The sequence below is a fragment of the Ensifer sp. GW101-20A05 genome, from assembly GCF_059424735.1.
Genome location: NZ_JBWKZT010000014.1, coordinates 69,238 through 86,022, shown reverse-complemented (window position 1 = coordinate 86,022; position 16,785 = coordinate 69,238). Strand labels below are relative to the sequence as shown.

Genomic DNA, 16,785 nt, shown 5'->3' with positions numbered 1-16,785 from the left:
CCAAATCTGGAAGAAATGAGCCACCCGGTGTCCAAATGATGGTCGTGCCGGCTCTGTCGCTACCGAACGAATGCCATGTCTTGCGAACGCTGCAAAACCGGCGGCTCCATACCGCAGGCCCGCGAACTTCAATTGAAGTTAAGCCAACTCTTCACCCCGTGAGTGCACGCGCCACTCAACCGTGCCCGATCGCGACGAGGCCGGACGCCATCCATGTACTAAGATCGACTTCGCCCAAACTATCTGTTGTCCGGGTCTGCCAGGATACTGAAGGATACAACACCTTCGGCTTCTAAAGTCGAAACACTGAGCAAACGCCTGTCGTTTACGTTACCGATCTTATACACTGAAAGAAGACTTTTCTTTTGGACGGTACGTTCAACGAGAACTGGAAAGTTCTCGTCCCATTGTCGTGGCAGCGCACATTGCAGATCACGAATTTGTTCAGCAGAGAATGTGCCGGCTTTAGTCTTCTTGCCCGTAACGTCTCCTTTCATCAGGCTGCGGAACTGGGCCCAGTAGGATGCCGTCAGCTCTTCTCGATCGTCGACTACGGCCGGACATTCAGGAATTTCAAGACAAGGAGATATTATACCGGCGACGGCTCGGACGATTGAAACCGGGCTGCAATGATTAGCATCGAGGTTGCACAGGGCGACAATTGTTAGCTTATCGTCCACATAGCGTGAGAATGACGTCGAGAAACCCTGCCATGCCCCATTGTGCCCAATCACGCGTCGTCCGTTTATGTATTGTATCCTCCAACCAAATCCGTAGCCTTCCTTCTCTGACTTCCCGCCATAGGGATAAGGAGTCCACATCTTTTCTAGCGAGGCCGCTTTTAAGAGGGTGTCACCACAAAGTGCCCGCTCCCACTGCTCGAGATCGCGAACAGTAAAATAGAGCGTACCGTCAGCCGTCGAGTTGAAGGTGGGCGATACCCATTGTTGATTTCTAAGCACTCCTCCGACCATCTCGTAACCCGATGCCCTATTCGGAACGACATCGAGATCCGATATGACTCTCGATGACATCATCCCCAACGGACCGAAGATGTTCTGCGCGAGGAATTCGCCGTAGGATTGGCCTGTAACTCTTTCAATGAGAATGCCGAGCAGGACGAAGTTGGTGTTCTGGTATGCCCAGTCATCGCCCGGATCAAAATCGCGCGGCAGCCTTGCGATTGCTGCCAGCAACTCGTCTTCGGAGAAATCCCGCCTGATATCGAACGGACCATCGGTGACTTGAAGCTCCGGATTGTCATACGCTGCCAATCCGGACGTGTGGGAAAGGAGATTGGCTATCTTGATTGCTTGCCAGCTATCCGGTCCTTCTGGAAAATAGTCCTTGATGCTGTCGTCCAATTGGATCCTGCCCCGCTCAACCAGCATCATCACCGCGGTCGCTGTGAATGATTTGCCGACGGACCCAGATTGCAGCACGCTATCCGCCGTCATTGGAACGTTGAGTTCGATGTTGGCCTTTCCATACCCTTTCGCCAGGACGATCGAGCCACTCCTGTAGATTCCAAGTGCGACCCCTGGAATCCGTTGACGACTCATTTCAGCGAAAACGTACGTGTCGATCGCGTCTGATACGCTCGATTTCAGACGGCTTCCGTCAATCCAATTCAACGGGGACATTCTATACCTCTTTACATGTTTGGAATTCGCGATCGATGTTGGAAGGCATGGTTCGGGAGCTAAGAGAACCGATCCATCGCGTAGGGACGCGGGTCTGTGAAAGAGACCCGCCCCGTCATCATTTCAGCCAACAGCCGTCCAGTAACCGGCCCCAACGTCAGACCGTGATGGTTATGACCAAATGCAAACCATAAGCCCTTATGTCGTGGCGCTTTTCCAATGATCGGACGCATGTCAGGAAGACAAGGTCTGGACCCCATCCATGGCTCCGATTCAATCCTGCCTTGGAGCGGAAAAGTTCGTCGAGCGAGCGGTTCGACAAAATCTAGTTGGGAGAAATTCGGGCGACTGTCTCGGGGCGCGAACTCAATTCCGGTGGCCAATCTAACGCCTTGGCGCATGGGCGACAGGACATAGCCTCCATCCGCGTCGAATACCGGGTGGTTTAGCATCGCGCCGTCTTTTGCCGAGTAGTGGACGTGGTAACCTCGCTTAACGACAAAAGGCAGCCGATATCCGAACCGTCGCGCCACATCGTCCGACCAAGGACCCAGCGCAACAACCACCTCCTGCGCGAACAGACTCTGGCTCTCCAGATTCAGGCGCCATCGAATCCCGTCATTCACGAGATTTGATGCGTCTGCCTTGTGGAACTTACCGCCCCGCTGGAATAACGTCTTCGCATAGCTTTTTACCAGCCCTCCGGGATCACGCACCGTTGCGGGATCGAGCCAATGGACACCTCCGACGAACTCGTTCGAAAGATGTGGCTCGCGTTCCCTCAGCGAATCCGCGTCGAGCACTTCATACCGGACGCCAAAGGGAGCGAGCTCCCCGACCGCTGCCTTGGCTTTTGCAAGTGACCCCGGTTTCCGGAAGGTTTCAATCCAACCTGAACGATGTAACTCGGAAGTCACGCCCGCTTCGGACGCCAACGCTTCATGTTCCGCCACGGAACGGCTGATCAGCGGCCACATGTCCGACGCCGCCTTCATCAACCGATTTGGAGCGGACTCGCGCCAGAACCTCCAGAGCCATGGTGCGATTTGGGGCAAATACGACCAGTCGAAACGCACGTCTGCCGAACGGTTCAAGCCATACCGTAGCAAGGTCCCAAGCTCTCGCGGCGCCCCGTAAGGCATCACACTCGAGCATTCGATCAACCCCGCGTTCCCGTAACTCGTCTCCTCCCCCGGCTCCTTCCGGTCGACCAGAACTACTGACTTGCCACGCTTTTGTAGATGCAGTGCGATGCACACCCCGACGATCCCAGCGCCGAGTACGATAACGTCTGATTGCTGTGCGGCAGATTTAACAATCACGCCATGCTCCGTAGTAAACATTGTTTTCACTTTGGCGTTCCGAGGAACGCTCAGTTCGGTTTTCAAGCCAGTCGAACAACACAGGGCGCTCCGCATGAGGGAGAGTTCGCGCCAAGACCAAGGCTGCTAACAATTTCCGGAGGCTCTTCGGAGAACTCGGTCCAGGACAGCGCCTCAGCCGCAGCTTAGCCCTGGTCGTGGGAACGTCCTCAGAACGCGTCGAGCGGGTAGATTGGGCGAGGCACATTCCGATAAGGTATCTTTGAGTAGTCCATGGTGCAGAGTGCCCCGCTGTCGCAGACGATAATCCGGCCAGCAATCTGTTCGAAATCGGCGCGAAAGTGCTGCATGGATTTGACGACGATCACCCGATACGCTGTCGGCTCGATGCCAAAAGCTCGGAATTGCTGTTGGTCGCGCAATTGTGAGCGTTCAGTCACCACAAGTACGACGATTCCATCGATCTGGATGACGGCGGTTGGTCCGAACGAAAATTCGAGTCCACCGAGTTGTGCGCCGGTCCCTATCAGTTTTCCGTCGCTGAGGTGCAAGACTTTTGCATTCACCTCGAGCGGCGCGCCACCAAACCGGGCATCCGATTTTCCGCCAAGAAAAATTGACGCGCTATCGCCAATGTTCATCTGCGACAGGATCCGCGCCGCTTCGGGATCCACCATCGGCCCGAAGCATGCATCAGCGACCTTCGCGCTCAGCAAAGCGTCTAGGATAGCCGTCGCATCACCGTACGCTCCAGCTCCTGGGTTGTCCGCATACTCAGCAATGATGAGCGGCTGCTCGCCCTCGTAGTCCGAGGCTAACTGCGCGGCTTCTGCCGGCGTATGAAACGTGTTGAGGATGTTGGCCCGGTTGCTCCACATTTCTTCGGCAATGCGCTCAGCAAAGGCCTGGTGCGGCGCGAGGTCACCTTCGTATGTCACCAGGATGGTGGGCCCCACTTCAGCTATGTCAGCGTTCGGAAAAGCGCCATTGATGCTGGCCGCCAGCGCTCCGGGCGTTTTTTCGTGTCGTCTTGCTTCGGCAATCCACTCGATCATTGGCCCCATGTCGGTACGCCCGGCATTGGCTTCTTCCAGCATTGGGCACCGCACGAGGAGGGTCTTCGGCGTGACTACGCCTGCCATTGCTTGCTGCAATAAATCCGCCGCGTGACGAGCTGTCTCGCGCATGTCGACGTGAGGATAAGTTTTGAACGACATGAGGATATCGGCGTGCTCGCACATTTTGGCGGTCACATTCGCATGTGGATCCAGAGTGACGGCGATCGGAATTCGGCGCGGGAGTATTTGCCTCAAACGCTCCAGCAGCTCGCCCTCGCCGTCTTCCGAGAACTCGGTGACCATCGCGCCATGAAGGCCGAGCAGGATGCCATCCAGACCACTCCCGAGCTCTTTTGCCTTATCAACGATCTTGCCGGCAATATGATCGAAGGCAACTCGGGTGACAGGACCCGCAGGCTCGGCATCCGTACTGATCGTGTGCACGACGTCCCAACCATACTCGCGGCTTCGATCCAGGAAGCCGGCGAGTTCAGTGTTGGCGTCGCCACGCGCCTCGATCGCCGCGGCACCTTCATAGAGGCCATGGGCGACGAATGCGTCGAGATCGGTCTTCCTAATGTTGAACGTGTTTGTTTCATGGGCGAACTCGGCCGTCAGGACACAATAGCTCATTGTGTTCTTCTCCTTCAGAACAGGTGTGATGTCTGCTGCTACAATTCCGCTCCGCTAAGCTCCCACGAACTCCTTGTTGGCTTCACGGAAGTAGTGACAAGCAACTTGATGGTCTTCATCGAATAACTGCAACACAGGATCGTCGCGGCCACACATTTCCGTCGCCTGCGCACAACGTGCTGCGAATGAACAGCCACGCGGTAGGTTGTAACCGCTCGGCGCTTCGCCGGTTAAACTTGAAATCTCACGCCGATTGCTTGGATCAGGCTCAAACATGCTACTCATGAGCATGCGGGTATATGGATGGGCGGGTGGGACACCCTTTGGCAAAACTTCCACGATCTGGCCTGCGTACATGACGATCGTTCGGTCGCAGAAGTAACGCACCAAATTCAGGTCATGCGATATGAAAACATAGGTCAGATTGAGATCGTTGCGCAGCCCATCGAGCAGATTAATAACCTGCGCCTGCACGGAAACGTCGAGAGAGGCAGTGGGCTCGTCGAGCACTATCAACGAAGGGTTCAGCGCGAGTGCACGGGCAATACCCACCCGCTGCTTTTGGCCGCCGGAGAGCTGATGCGGATACCGGCGGGCCAAGGACGCGTCCAACCCGACCATGTTCAGGAGCTCCGCAACACGCTTGTCCGCAGCACCTGGAGACAGCCCCTGAACCCTGTACGGCTCAAGCAAGGCGTTCTGAACGGTGAAACGCGGATCGATGGAGGAATACGGATCCTGGAAGACCATTTGCATCTTCTGACGCAGGCGCCTCATCTCACGCTTTGAGAATGAGGCCAGATCCCTTCCCTCGAAAGCAATCTCGCCGGCGCTTGGCTCCAGCAGCCTCAGGATTAGCCGGGCCAGCGTTGATTTACCGCAGCCAGACTCTCCGACGACGCCGACAATCTCACCCCGAACAACGCTGAAGCTTACATCGCGTACGGCAGAGAAAACTTCCTGCTTTCGGAAGAAGCGCTTGGTTGCGAAACGCCTGCTTAGATTTTTAACGGAGACTATTTCACTCATATTGCCCCGCCAGATGACAAGCCACGCCAACATGGCGACCGAATTGGCGAAACTCCGGTACACATTCGTGGCAGATCGTGTGAGCTTTGCTGCAACGCGGATGAAAACTACATCCCGACGGCAATGCCGCGGTGCTTGGTACCATTCCCGGAATTCCGACCAGCGTGCCCGGGCGCATGCCGTTTCTCGGAATGCAGCCGATGAGCGCTTGCGTGTAGGGATGCGCGGCCTCCGCAAACATCGAGCCCACGGATGCACGCTCAACGATCCGCCCGCAGTACATTACGGCAACATGATCGCAGGTCTGGGCAACGACGCCCATGTCATGAGTGATCAAGATCATAGCAAGCCCGCGAATCTTCACCAACTCGACGAGATTCCGGATGATCTGTGCCTGAACTGTTGCGTCCAGGGCGGTCGTGGGTTCGTCCGCGATCAACAAATCTGGCTCGCCCGCCAGAGCCATTGCGATAACTATCCGCTGTTTCATGCCACCGGACAGCTGATGTGGATACAAGGTGTGAACACGTTGCGGATCCGGGATCCGCACATCCCTCATAAGATCGACGGCTTTTCTGTACGCGGCCTTCCCATCCAGCCCCATATGAATCCTTGCAGCTTGCTCGATCTGCTTGCCCACACGGATCATAGGATCCAACGAAGTCATCGGATTTTGCGTAATGAGACCAATACGCCTCCCACGCAGGCGGCGCATGTGTTCTTCCGGTAAGCCGGTAAGATCCTCGCCGTCAAACAGGATGCGCCCTCCGGCGACATGGCCATTCACGTATCCCAGCAGTCCCATTAAAGCGGTAGCGGTAAGCGATTTCCCGGACCCTGACTCGCCGACGAGGCCCAGGATTTCTCCGCGGTCGACACTGATAGTGACGTCCTTCACCGGGGCAAAGGAGCCAAACGCTATTCGCAACTTCTCCACGGAAAGCAACATCTATCCCTCCCTAGCCTTGTTGCGAAAATCCAATGAATCAATCAATGCATCGCCCACAATGTTCAGCGCGATGACCGTCAGCGCCACGGCACAACCCGGAATTATGATGACCCAGGGAGCGACGAACAGCTGCGCCGTGCCCGAGCTCATCATCGCCCCCCAGCTTGGCGTCGGCGGCTGCGCTCCAAGTCCGAAAAAGCCCAAGGTGGCTTCGAGGATGATGGCGTCACCGGTTGCCAGCATCGCTGCGACGAGAACAGGAGCTAGAGCATTGGGAAGGAGGTGCCGGAACAGAATATGGAAGTCGCTTGCCCCAAGATTCACCGCCGCATCAATGTAGGCTTCCTTCTTGAGTTGGATGACCTGGGTCCGGGTCAGCCGCGTGAATTGCGCAAGGTAGGCGATTGCGACCGCAATAATCACACCGTGCAATCCAGCGCCGACCACGGCTACGAGCATGAGTGCGATAAGGATCTCAGGAAACGACCACGTCAGATCGATCACCGTCATCAATATGCGATCGACAAGTCCACCAAAATATCCGCAAACTGAGCCCAGCACCAATCCGGTCAACACCGAAAAGCCGACTGCCGTCACGCTCACGGACAATGAGGTCTGAGCGCCGACAATTATTCGGGACAACACATCGCGGCCGAATTCGTCAGTGCCGAAGAAATGAGCGAACGACGGGGCCTCGTTCATGACCTCAATGTTCTGCGCGTCGTAGGCATAGGGTGCGATCGTCGGCGCGAGCACCGCAGATACCACGAGCAGAACGATAAACAGTCCTGCTACTACCGCCGGCACGGTGACTGGCAACCGCAAACGCCGGCTCTCAGAAACAATAGTCGTCATTTCGAAGCCTCACGCTGTCGCGGATCCATTGCAGCGTGCGCGATGTCTCCGATTATCGTTCCAAGAATGACCGCCATGGACAGCATCAGGAGGCACCCCTGGACAAGTGGGTAGTCCCGCTGGTTGAGCGCGCGAATTAGCAACGAACCCAACCCAGGACGAGCGAACACGACTTCGACCGTGATGGCGCCGCCCAGAATCCAACCTATCCGTAACCCGAGAATGGAAATGACGGGAACGAGCGCATGACGGAGGATGTGCTGCAGCCTGATGCGGCTCTCGGAAACGCCCTTCGCGCGTAGCAGCGTAACGAAATCCTGCCGGCCGATCTCGATCATCGAGACTTTCGTGACCCGGGCAACAAGGGCTACGCCGCCCAGGCCGGTCGCAATGACAGGAAGCACCAGTGAAGACCAACCCCGTGCGCCCGACACGGGCACCCAACCCAACCAAACCGCGAATACGAGGATTAGCAGCAAAGCAAGCCAGAAACTGGGTATGGTCGACCCGAGCAGAATACCGGACGTGATACTGCTATCGATGCGAGTTCCGTAGTATTTCGCCGCCAGCACGCCCGCCGCAATCCCGGCAAGGGAGGAAAACAGAAATGCCGTACCGCCCAGAGTGAGGCTTGAGGGGAGGTTCTGGGCAATCAACGCGGCGACGGGTCGCCCCTGAATGATCGACGTCCCGAAATCCAGTGTCAGGACCTTACCCATCCAGATGATGTATTGCTCGAAAAGGCTTCTATCCAATCCGTACTTCGCGGCCATCTGCTCGCGCAAAGCCGGCGAAGACCCGGCACGCATAAGACTGTCGATCGGATCTCCAGGCACGAGGTGGATCAGGAGAAAGACCGTGAGGGAAACAACGAAGAAGGTCGGGATGACGGCAAGAAGGCGTCGTAAGATGAAGGATGACATCGCCAATCTTACTGCCACCTTGTGTCCAGCAGCGTAGCGCTGCCAACGGTCGTCTCGCGGATCCGTTCCGGTATGGCTAACCTGCTGCGATTAACAGCGACCGTCTTTTCGAATTCGTGCAGGGGGACGAATACGAAATTTTCAAGCAAGTTCTCATGATATTCCTTGTACTTAGCCACGCGCTCGCGCCAATTACGAGCGCCGCTCATGGCGTCCTCACGCAGTTTTTCGGAACGCGGATTATCCCAACGCGAACTGTTCGGATGCGGGATATTCTTTGCGCTGAAGCACCAATCAAGAATATCGGCGTTGTCCCAATCGTAGTGGCTGATCACCAACTGATGGTCACCCTTTCGCAAAGCGTCCCGAAGACTGGCGCTGTCAAAAAGGGCAACTTCGGCTATCACCCCGACGGGCTTCAGCTGCGCCTGAACAATTTCCGCCATACGTTTGTAGGCGGTTTCGGAAGCCGACCAGAGGCGCACTTTCAGCGGCTGGCCGTTTTTCGTTCGGATGCCATCAGACCCAAGCAACCAACCGGCCTGGTCGAGAAGCTGCTTGGCTTTCTCGGTATCCTTGCGGATCAAAAACTCAGGTTGAACCTTCGACTCTTCGAGCGATGAAACAAGAAATTGATGGGCCGTGGCGCCTGATCCGCTGAACACGGCCTTGAGAATAGGCTCCTGATCTACGGCGTGCGCAATAGCCTGCCGCACTAGCCGGTCAGAGAACGGCGCGCTGCTTGTGTTGAACTGGAGGTAGGAGACACCGGTCGCGGGCATGTTCCGGAGCTCGACGTCGGCGTTCAAAGCAAGACGCGGCACGAACTCGGTGGGCACGCCCATCAATATGTCCGCGCCGCCGGTGTCCATTTCCAAAAAGGTTGCCGATGAATCTTGAATTTCACGGAGAACCAGCCGCTTGATCTCCGGCACCCCCTTGTTTTCGGACAGCTCACTGCCCCATGCATACTCCTCGTTGGCGACAAGGACCGTCTCCTGCCCGACAGCAAAGCTCTCCAGCTTGTACGGACCTGTCCCTACGGCTTCGATCACCCCGAAATTCCCTGCAGCGGCCTCATAGGCCTTGGGTGACGGGATCCCCATAAAGTATGAGGCGAGATTATAGAGGAGATTGGGATCCGGTCGCTTCATTTCGAAACGAACATTGTGCTCATCCACCACGACAACACGATCAATCGCGCTGCTCACATGCTGGTTCGCGCTACCTTCGAATTTCGAGATCCACCAGACGACAGTGTCGGCATTAAAGAGCTCTCCGTCATGGAAACGGACGTTCTTCTTCAGCACGAATGTCCAATTCAGCCCGTCTTCGCTCTCGTCCCATGACTCCGCCAGATGCGGGTGAAATGTATGATCGTTGGACATCGCGATAAGCCGATCATAGATCAATCCGGCAGTGACGCTCAGCAAGGTTGCTCGGATCGGATCCAAATGTGGTGCGCCATTCTCGTCGCTAGATAGTACGATTGTAGCTTCCGACGGAGATGCAGCTGCTATGGCAACATTAGAAAACAAAGATGTTGAGGCGATAGCAAGAATTGACGAAGATATTAACAGTTCGCGGCGATTCATGAGTCCTCCACAAAGCTCTAAAATACTAATATTCCGCACTAGACTCGCGTTTATTGTGATTTTTGTTCTGCAATCGATAAGATGACATTTTTCTGTCGTCAACATAAATATGACAGAAAGATATCAAATCAATGAAACGGACTCCCATTCGAGCCCGCTCAACGCGCGCAGAGGCAGTCGGCAATGATGACCTTTTTCGCAGCCGGGTTCCTTAGGGATCGTCGCGGATCCTCTTTCGGTAAAGGAGGACGAATTGGTCCGCTATTTACCCGGCCTTCCTTCAATGGATTGTAAGCCGCGCCCCGGGGTCCACACTGGATCAGGTTTGGTCCACAGCGTTGGAAGCTGGATGAGCTTCACCAGTTCTGATGCCTGCAGATCCAGGAAGCGCTCGCCCTTCTCCGCCGTCGCGCTGCGAGGATCTCCCCATGTTCCTGAGACCGGAGCATACTCGGCAAAGGAGTAGAATCGCGTGCCGCCGAGTTGTGGGTTCAATGGATGGGTTTGCTCCGCGAACGCTTGCTCGAAACGATCTGAACGAACCGTTTCAGGAGTAATCGCCAGCATGACGGACGCTTCACCCTCGCAAGCGTGCTGAGAGCGCTTATCGACTTCAAAAATCTTCAAAGCTTCCTCTCGCGCCAATCCCCAGGGCAGACAAGAAACAATCGGGATCTCAAATTCGACCGCCAGCTCTCGCACCGAGACGGCGAGCGGCTCAACGTTACCTCCATGCCCATTTACGATCATCAGCCGAGCGAAGCCCAGTGCCTTCAGCGAGCGCACGATACACCGCAGGACCTTGTTCATTGTCTCATAGTCGACCGAGATCGTGCCACCGAAGGGAATGTGGTGCTCGCTCATTCCAAGCCACAGCCCCGGCAATACTGCGACAGCAGTCTCAGCGGCCACCCGCCGCGCGGCCCGAATGGCCGCTTCCGACGCGCTCGCTGTATCAGTAACAACGGGGAGATGCGGTCCGTGTTGCTCAAGGGAACCTATGGGAAGGATTGCGAGCGCGTTTTTCTGCATCGCGATTGCCCGCAGATCCGGGGCAGTCATGCACGTCCATTCGACTTCAATCATTCAATACCCCTCCAAAGATAAACAAGTTTGCCGGCTGCGATGCGTGCACCCTGCGTCGGGCCAGATCGAGCGCGCGCGGGATACAGGGAGAACGGACGCGTGCTGCGCCGAACACCATTCCTATAGGCAGTCGCGGTCGGGGACCCGGACGTCTCGGGAGGTCACCACCCCATGTAAGTCAGTTACGAGTGTGCCCCAGTCACCCAGCATGCAACCTTTCGGGGCCCCATCGCCACAAGGGGCGGACTGCTCTGTGTGCACTTCTCGATTTTAGAACTGCACCTAGCCGCAAAGGCGCATCCAACTTGCTTGCTCGCCAAGTTTGGCGGCCGCCCTTCGATCGGGACCAATCCGTCCGCAAGACGTTCATCAAGCGGAGGAACCGATTTTATGAGCGCCGAAGTGTAGGGATGATACGGTCTCGAAAAGATGTCCGATGTTGAACCTTCTTCGACTATACGCCCGGCGTACATGACTACCACCCGGGAGCAAAACTCCGACACCAGGGCGATATTGTGAGAAATGAAGACAATCGACGAACCGGTATCGGTGTTCATCTTTTCGAGGAGCTCGATGACCTGCGCTTGAACAGTGACATCGAGAGCCGTGGTCGGCTCGTCGGCTATGATCAATTTGGGCGTGTTCGCAGTTCCCATCGCGATGACAATACGCTGACGCATGCCCCCGGAAAACTGGTGCGGATACTGGCCGGCGCGGACGGCTGGCTCAGGAATCTTGACGGAGCGCATCATGTCGACCGCCGCGCTGGCCGAGATCTTTCTCGAGACGCCCTTATGAGCCTCGATTGTCTCGCCGACTTGGCGCCCTGCGGTCATCATCGGGTTCAGGCTCGCCGCAGGGTCCTGAAAAACCATTCCAATCTCGTTGCCGCGCAGTCGGCGCATCTCCGTTTCCGACAGCGCGAGCAGATCGGTTCCAAGAAACTGAATGCTACCACCGACGGGAGCCGCCCCCGGAGCGAGCAGTCTCATGATGGCGAGAGCCAGAGTTGACTTCCCGCATCCCGACTCTCCTACAACACCAATCCGGTCACCTGCATTGACGTGGAAGGAAACACCGCGCACGACATGAAGCACACCGCGCTTGCTTTCAATGTCTATCGACAGATTCTCAACTGACAATATCGCATCATGATCGGCAGAATGTCTGATTTGATTAAGCATTCTGGGCTCCGCGCTGTGCGTCGACATGTTCTTGAAAGTGACAGGCCGCCTGGTGGTCACCCGTGCCCGACAACATCGGGTCGACGGCGGAGCATACGTCCGGTGAACCGAGCTTTTGCCTGAGCCAGCATCGCGCTTGGAACCGACAGCCGGGTGGCAAATGCATCGGAGAAGGAGGATCGCCCGGCAGTGAGATCGGTTTGCGCTTGGCTGAAGATGTCAGCATTCTCGGCACCGCAGACAGCAAGGCTGCTGTGTAGGGATGACGCGGAGCTGCAAATATCTTATCCGCATCCGCTAGCTCGACAATTCGACCAAGGTACATGACCGCAACCCGGTTCGCCATCTGCCGAACGACCGCCAAGTCGTGGGATATGAACACGTAGGTCAGGTTTAGCTTGCGCTGCAACGATACAAGCAAATTGACGATCTGAGCCTGAACGGACACATCGAGCGCACTGACGGGCTCGTCGCAGATTATAATTTCGGGGTTTGCGGCGAGTGACCGGGCAATCCCAATTCGCTGCCGCTGCCCGCCGCTGAACTCACGAGGAAACTTCGCATACCCGGACGCTCCGATCGAAACGAGATCAAGCAGTTCATTCACCCGCGACTGCCGCTGCTTTTTGTCGACGCCGGCCAGAAGGAGTGGCTCCCCAATGATCTCGCCCGCCCGCTGCCTTGGATCAAGGCTGCTGTACGGGTCCTGGAACACCATTTGCAGGCTCTTCCTGGCCTCACGCAAGCTGCTCCCCTTCATATCGCTGATGGGCAGGCCATTAAGCGCAACGCTTCCGCCAGTCGGGGCCTCGAGCATGCACAATGTGCGCCCAAGGGTGGATTTGCCACAACCGCTCTCCCCCACGACCCCGAGCGTTTCGCCGCGATAGATCTTGAGATTGATTCCATCCACCGCCCGCACACCGGTGCCAAAAATGACATGCAGGTCTCGAGCTTCGAGGATCGTATCGCCCAGGCGAGCACCGGCATTATTTGTCGTCTCGCCGATTTGTTTCAGGAGTTCACTCATGAGGCCTCTCCGCCGCGTCTGAACGAAGGATCGAAGTGTTCGCGCAATGCGTCGCCGACGACGTTTATGGACAGCAAGGTGAGCCCCACCGCTATCGCTGGCGTTATGAGCAGATGCGGATAGGACTGCATCGACCTCACGCCCGACGCGATCATCGCTCCCCAGCTCGGTGTGGGTGGATCGACGCCAACGCCCAGGAAGCTCAGGCCAGCTTCAAGCAGAATCGCACTTGGCACGACAAACGTCGCGGCGACGATAATCACCGGCAGGCAATTCGGCAGAATGTGGCGCCGCATTACGAATAAGTCTGAGGCACCCGCCAATCGAGCGGCCGCAACGTATTCCGCCGATCGAAGTATGATCACCTCTGCGCGTACAATGCGGGCGCAAACCAGCCAAGAGGTAAAACTCAAAGTGAGGAAGACGCCGAACAGCCCTCCCGACATTTTATAAAGCGCCGTTATCGGTGAAAAGAAGTCAGTGGAAGACTGGCTCAACTGCCCCTTCACAACTCCGGCGATCAGAATTGCAAACAACGTGTCGGGGAATGCGTACATGCTGTCCACGAAGCGCATGCAAACACTGTCAATCCAGCCTCGCTTGTATCCTGCGATAGCGCCGACAGCGATGCCGATGAGAACTGCCGCCACGGTGGATGTCACGGCAACTACCAGTGAGACACGGGCTCCGATCGCAAGACGAGCCAGCATGTCACGTCCCAACTCGTCGGTCCCGAGTATGTGGTTCCAACTGGGGGGCGAATTTCTGTGAAGCAGATCCTGGCGATACGCGTCGTAAGGCAGGAATGAAGCGGATGCAGCAACAACGACGATCAGCACCAGGAATGCTATGGCAACGGCTAGACCGGGCTTGCTGCGGATAGATGTGGGTAGCAGTGAAACACCACGCCGCTGGGTAGATGGCACTATCGTCATCGTACGTCCTCGCGGGTTCGGGGGTCGATTATGAAATGAGCGATGTCGACGAGCAGATTGCAGAGGACCACAATCACCGCGTACACGAGGGTCGTCGCAATGATGACGGGATAGTCTCTTGCCGACACCGCCAGCACGAAGTACCGCCCGAACCCAGGCACGCCGGCGATGGATTCCACGAAGAATGAACCAACGAGTACCGAGGAGGCGTATGAACCGGCAACTGTCACGACAGGAATAATGGCATTTCTCAGTATATGAACCGCGATGATGCGCCCTCGTTTCACTCCTTTCGCCCGAGCTGAACGGACAAAATCCTTGTGCATGACCTCCAGAACACAGTTTCGACAGTAACGGGCAATCGCCGCCATTGGAGCGAGAGCGAGGGAAACCACGGGAACGATGGCCGAGGTGGAAAAGAGCCCCTTCCACCCAAACGTTGGAACAAGTCCAAGTCCGACGCCCAACGTTACGATCAACACTGCAGTGATGATGTAGGTTGGTAGAGACACGCAGAAGGTACAGAAGAACAGTATAGCAGTCTCCAGAGCTCTCGAACGTGTCAGGGCCGCCAAGACGCCAAGCAGTAGCCCCATGACGATGGCGAGGGCTATCGCCATTGAGCCGAGGGCAAGCGACGTCGGAAGAAACTTCTTCACGATATCGGTGACGGATTGCGTGGGGTCACGAAACGACGGCCCAAGATCGCCTTGAACGGCACCCCAGAGATAACCGACGTACTGAATGTGCAACGGCGCATCCAGATTGTATTTCGCATCCAGGGCAGCCTTCGCGGCTGGCTCCATCGGCCGATTTGCGCTCGCGCTGTCCCATGGCGAGCCAGGCGTGAGATGGGCTATCGCGAATGTTACCGTGTAAACAACCAAGAGAGTTGGGATACTGGCAAGCACTCGCTTCAATATAAAGGAGAACATGTCTGTCCCAGCCTACCGAACGATTTCCGTATCGCGGATGGGATAGAGTCTAAGAGTAGTGTCGGGCCGAAGGTTTTTGACATAAGGCTTCACAAGCCAGAGCGACGTTTCCCGATAAAGGGCGCTCATCGGTTGTTGCTCTTCGAAGATCTTGTTTGCTTGCCGGTAGGTCTCAATCCTCTGAGTTTCGTCCGTAGCTACCTTCGCTTGTTTGATGAGCGACGCGAAGTCCTCGTTGCGGAAATGGCTGTTGCGATAGTCGTCGGTGATCAGATCGCCATACCAATTTTCAGGATCCGCATAGTCGGATACCCAAAGAGCAGTTATCATGTCGTAGGGCGCATTCTTGCGGGCGTTCACCCAAGCGGCGAAAGCCTTCAGCTCCATGACGTTGATCGTGGCGTTGATGCCGAGATTCTCCGACCACATCTGCTGCAGCAGTTGTGCTACGATCGGCTGCGAAGCGCTATCACGTACTGTGAGGGTGAATGGAGGGAAACCGGCGCCGTTCGGGTAGCCAGCCTTGGCTAGAAGCTCGCGGGCAGTCTCCACATTTCCCTTGATGGCGTCGTCCTCGTTTGCACCAGGAATACCTGGCGGAACGATCGTATTTGCCACTGCCGCGGTTCCATCGCTAATGACTGACGACAGCGCGTTCCTATCAATGGCCAGGCTCAATGCGTGCCGCACGTCCTTGTTGTCCCACGGAGCATGCGAATTATCGTACTGGACCCACCAGGTTCCGGAATCAAGATTCGTAATCAATTCTTTTGCGAGAGTGGCGTCCTGCCGAACCCGCTGAATGTCCTGTATCGGAATGCAGGTGGCGAAGTCGATCTCCTCAGCTTCATAAGCTCGAAGTTGCGCTTCGCAGATATCGCCCGACGCGACCGTCATTCTGATTGTGTCAATTGTCGGCTTCTTCCCGGCATAGAAGGAATTGGCGTTCATTTCGATCGATTGATCGTTTACCCGGGCCACAAGTTTGTATGGTCCATTGGAAACGATATGTTCGGGAAGCGTCCATCGCTCGCCCCATTGAGCCACCACGGCCTGCGGAACGGGAGTAATGTAAGGGAGCGCAAGCTTCGCCAGGAATGAAGGCGCCACTCGTTCTGTTTCGATAACCAGCGTGAAATCATCCACGGCTTTGATATGGACCGCCGAGGCGTCTTTGGTCTCGCCGGAGTTGTACGCCTTGGCGCCCTTGATCTCCGTCAAAAATTGCGCGTTTCCGCTCGCGATGCTCGGATCCAGGATGCGCTTGAGAGAGTACTCCCAATCCTTGGCGGTTACGGGCTCGCCATTCGACCACTTATTCTCCGGCTTCAGCTTTACGGTCCAGGTCAAACCATCGCTGGATCGCTCGATCGAATTGGCTTGCAAATAAACGAGCGTGCCGTCGTTCTGAATCTTTGCGAGCGGCTCGAAGAGCTGGGTCTGGATGGCAACCCCACCGTCGTCCACCAGATTGGGGTCCATGAAACGTGGCTCCTGGACGATCATCCGGAACGTCTGGCCCTCGCCGGCAGCGGCCGGCGTTGAAAACGTCGGAGCCGCCGACGACAAGGCAGCAAGCATCGAGGCCAGAAAGACCTTTTTCCTCAT

At 56.3% G+C, this 16,785-nt stretch carries 14 protein-coding genes; all 14 read right to left on the bottom strand.

All coding sequences use genetic code 11. The features are described from left to right. Nucleotides 1-239: 239 nt before the first annotated feature. Nucleotides 240-1,643 carry a serine hydrolase domain-containing protein gene (locus AC070A_RS27185; RefSeq protein ID WP_113737325.1) on the bottom strand — a complete coding sequence of 468 codons (1,404 nt, stop codon included), beginning with the start codon at nucleotides 1,641-1,643 and terminating at the stop codon, nucleotides 240-242. A gap of 59 nt (nucleotides 1,644-1,702) precedes the next feature. Further along, entirely contained in the window at nucleotides 1,703-2,986 is a 1,284-nt protein-coding gene (locus AC070A_RS27180; protein ID WP_113737324.1) for an NAD(P)/FAD-dependent oxidoreductase, read from the bottom strand. 188 nt (nucleotides 2,987-3,174) lie between these two features. Beyond that, a complete protein-coding gene (locus AC070A_RS27175; protein ID WP_492383602.1) occupies nucleotides 3,175-4,656 on the bottom strand; it encodes a M81 family metallopeptidase in 1,482 nt (493 codons plus the stop codon). Between the two features lie 54 nt (nucleotides 4,657-4,710). Beyond that, complete coding sequence (locus AC070A_RS27170; protein ID WP_057248328.1) at nucleotides 4,711-5,685, bottom strand: ABC transporter ATP-binding protein; 975 nt, start codon at nucleotides 5,683-5,685, stop codon at nucleotides 4,711-4,713. Further along, the gene (locus tag AC070A_RS27165; protein WP_113737323.1) at nucleotides 5,678-6,634 is read right to left on the bottom strand and encodes an ABC transporter ATP-binding protein; all 957 of its coding nucleotides are present in this window, start codon (nucleotides 6,632-6,634) and stop codon (nucleotides 5,678-5,680) included. The genes AC070A_RS27170 and AC070A_RS27165 overlap by 8 nt, the downstream gene beginning before the upstream one ends. Next, nucleotides 6,635-7,489, bottom strand: a complete 855-nt coding sequence (locus AC070A_RS27160; protein ID WP_113737322.1) for an ABC transporter permease — start codon at nucleotides 7,487-7,489, stop codon at nucleotides 6,635-6,637. It abuts the gene before it with no gap. Further along, nucleotides 7,486-8,412 (bottom strand): ABC transporter permease, encoded by a 927-nt coding sequence (locus tag AC070A_RS27155; RefSeq protein ID WP_113737330.1) that lies wholly within the window; start codon nucleotides 8,410-8,412, stop codon nucleotides 7,486-7,488. Before AC070A_RS27155 ends, AC070A_RS27160 begins: the two co-directional genes overlap by 4 nt. 8 nt (nucleotides 8,413-8,420) lie before the next feature. Continuing rightward, a complete protein-coding gene (locus AC070A_RS27150) occupies nucleotides 8,421-10,007 on the bottom strand; it encodes an ABC transporter substrate-binding protein (RefSeq protein WP_057248331.1) in 1,587 nt (528 codons plus the stop codon). A 261-nt stretch (nucleotides 10,008-10,268) separates the two neighbouring features. Beyond that, nucleotides 10,269-11,093, bottom strand: a complete 825-nt coding sequence (locus AC070A_RS27145) for a creatininase family protein (RefSeq protein WP_113737320.1) — start codon at nucleotides 11,091-11,093, stop codon at nucleotides 10,269-10,271. Between the two features lie 182 nt (nucleotides 11,094-11,275). Continuing rightward, on the bottom strand, nucleotides 11,276-12,277 hold the full coding sequence (locus AC070A_RS27140) for an ABC transporter ATP-binding protein (protein ID WP_244495517.1): 1,002 nt from the start codon (nucleotides 12,275-12,277) through the stop codon (nucleotides 11,276-11,278). Beyond that, nucleotides 12,270-13,307 (bottom strand): oligopeptide/dipeptide ABC transporter ATP-binding protein, encoded by a 1,038-nt coding sequence (locus AC070A_RS27135; RefSeq protein ID WP_113737319.1) that lies wholly within the window; start codon nucleotides 13,305-13,307, stop codon nucleotides 12,270-12,272. The genes AC070A_RS27140 and AC070A_RS27135 overlap by 8 nt, the downstream gene beginning before the upstream one ends. Beyond that, nucleotides 13,304-14,242: an ABC transporter permease gene (locus tag AC070A_RS27130; protein ID WP_112996330.1), complete on the bottom strand. Its 939-nt coding sequence runs from the start codon at nucleotides 14,240-14,242 to the stop codon at nucleotides 13,304-13,306. The genes AC070A_RS27135 and AC070A_RS27130 overlap by 4 nt, the downstream gene beginning before the upstream one ends. Then, nucleotides 14,239-15,177 carry an ABC transporter permease gene (locus tag AC070A_RS27125; RefSeq protein ID WP_057248336.1) on the bottom strand — a complete coding sequence of 313 codons (939 nt, stop codon included), beginning with the start codon at nucleotides 15,175-15,177 and terminating at the stop codon, nucleotides 14,239-14,241. The genes AC070A_RS27130 and AC070A_RS27125 overlap by 4 nt, the downstream gene beginning before the upstream one ends. Before the next feature lie 12 nt (nucleotides 15,178-15,189). Next, the gene (locus AC070A_RS27120) at nucleotides 15,190-16,785 is read right to left on the bottom strand and encodes a peptide ABC transporter substrate-binding protein (protein ID WP_113737318.1); all 1,596 of its coding nucleotides are present in this window, start codon (nucleotides 16,783-16,785) and stop codon (nucleotides 15,190-15,192) included.